Below are 1,995 nucleotides of genomic sequence, written 5' to 3'. Positions count from 1 at the left end.
GTGCGTCCCTCTGCGGTGATCGGTCATTCGCAGGGGGAGATTGCGGCCGCGTATGTGGCGGGTGCGTTGAGTCTGGATGACGCGGCGCGGGTGGTTGCGCTGCGGAGCCGGGCCATCGTGGCCCTGGCCGGACAAGGCGGCATGGTGTCCGTCTCGCTGGCCGCGCGCGAACTGGAACAGCTGCTCCGCCGCTGGGACGGCCGGATATCGATCGCCGCGCTCAACGGTCCCGGCACGGCCGTGGTGTCGGGCGATGTCACCGCACTCGACGAGCTGCTGGCCGCGTGCGAATCCGATGAGGTACGGGCGAAGCGCGTCCCCGTCGACTACGCCTCCCATTCGGCGCACGTGGAGATGATCGAGGCCGAGATCCTGGACCTCCTCGCGCCGATCCAGCCGCGGAAGTCCGAGGTGCCCTTCTTCTCGACTGTCACCGGCGACTGGTTCGACACCGCCGGCGCGAGTGCCGACTACTGGTACCGCAATCTGCGCAACACCGTACGGCTGGAGGAGAGCATCCGCTCCGTCCATGCCCAGGGCCATGACGTGTTCGTGGAGGTCAGCGCACACCCGGTCCTGACCATGAGCATCGAGCAGACCCTGGACGCCGCCTCGGACGACCAGAAAGCAGCCACCGCTTCCGCAGCCGCCGGAACCGGAAGCGCAGCCCCGGCGATCGTGCTCCCCTCACTGCGCCGCGACAACGGAGGCATGGACAGTTTCCTCGCTTCGGTGGCCGAAGGACACGTGCGAGGAGTCGAGGTCGACTGGCCGGCCGTCATAGGCGGCGGACGCATGGTCGAACTGCCCACCTATGCCTTCAACAACAGGCGCTTCTGGCTGGAGGAGAGCGGCACGGGCGCCGACGTGACCTCGGCCGGCCTGTCCGGCAGCGACCACCCACTGGTCGGGGCATCCGTCGAACTCGGCGACGGCGACGAGCTGGTGCTCTCCGGACGCATCTCGCTCCGCACCCATCCCTGGCTGGCCGACCACGCAATCGAGGGCGCAGCCCTGCTTCCCGGCACCGCGCTCCTGGAACTCGCCGTCCACGCCGGGGACCAGGTCGGCTGCGGACACGTCGACGACCTGACACTCGAACTGCCGCTTTGGCTGCCGGAGTCGACCGGAGTGGCACTCCAGGTGGTCGTACGCGGAGCGGATCAGCACGGCTCCCGGCCGGTGAGCGTGTACTCCCGAAGCGGGGAGAACTGGGTCAGGCACGCCAGCGGCACACTCAGTGACCGAGTGCCCCAGGAGGGCGCGCGAGACGAGTCCGCCTGGCCTCCGGCCGGTGCGGTACCTGTTGATCTGACCGACGCATACGACATACTCGCCGAGCGAGGGTACGACTACGGCCCCCAGTTCCAGGGGATGACGGCCGTTTGGCGCGACGGCTCGGATGTCGTCGCCGAGATCACCCTTCCGTCCGGCGCGGCATCCGAGGCTTCCCGGTTCGGCCTGCACCCGGCCCTGCTGGATGCCGCCCTGCACCCTGTGGTGCTCGGCGCGCTCGGTGAGCGCGAACCCGGCCTCCTTCCCTTCAATTGGAGCGGGATGACGCTGCACGCGAGCGGCGCGAAGGAGCTGAAGGTCCGGCTGAGCCCCCGCGGGGCAGCCGGAATCGCGATCACCGCCATGGACACCGACGGGATGCCCGTCGCCACGGTCTCGAACCTGACCCTGCGGCCGAGGGACCCCGCAGGGCTCCCGGGGTCTGGCGACGTCGCGCAGTCGCTGTACGAAGTCCAGTGGGTTCCGATATCGGTCGGCGCCTCCGACTCCGGCGCTCTGGATTCCGGCTCCGCTCCGGAGGAGAGCTATCGCGTGCACGAGGCGACTGGGGAGGACTTGTTCACCACGCTTGAGGCCGTGCGTGGGTGGTTGTTGGGTGAGGGTGGTGGTGGTGTGGGTCGGTTGGTGGTGGTGACGCGGGGTGCGGTTGCTGCGGGTGGTGATGGTGATGTGGTTGATGTGGTGGGTGCTGGTGTGTGG

Annotated in this window: 1 protein-coding gene; it reads left to right on the top strand. The window is 69.0% G+C overall.

Annotated features, from left to right (window positions below):
• Positions 1–1,995 (top strand): acyltransferase domain-containing protein (locus ACFVW8_RS39050; RefSeq protein WP_389698795.1); only part of this gene is annotated, 1,995 nt, incomplete at its 3' end.

Source organism: Streptomyces sp. NPDC058221, assembly GCF_042882365.1.
In the GTDB taxonomy this organism is placed as follows: Bacteria; Actinomycetota; Actinomycetes; order Streptomycetales; family Streptomycetaceae; genus Streptomyces.
Note: the sequence above shows the minus strand (reverse complement) of the source record. Positions and strands in the feature narration are given on the sequence as shown.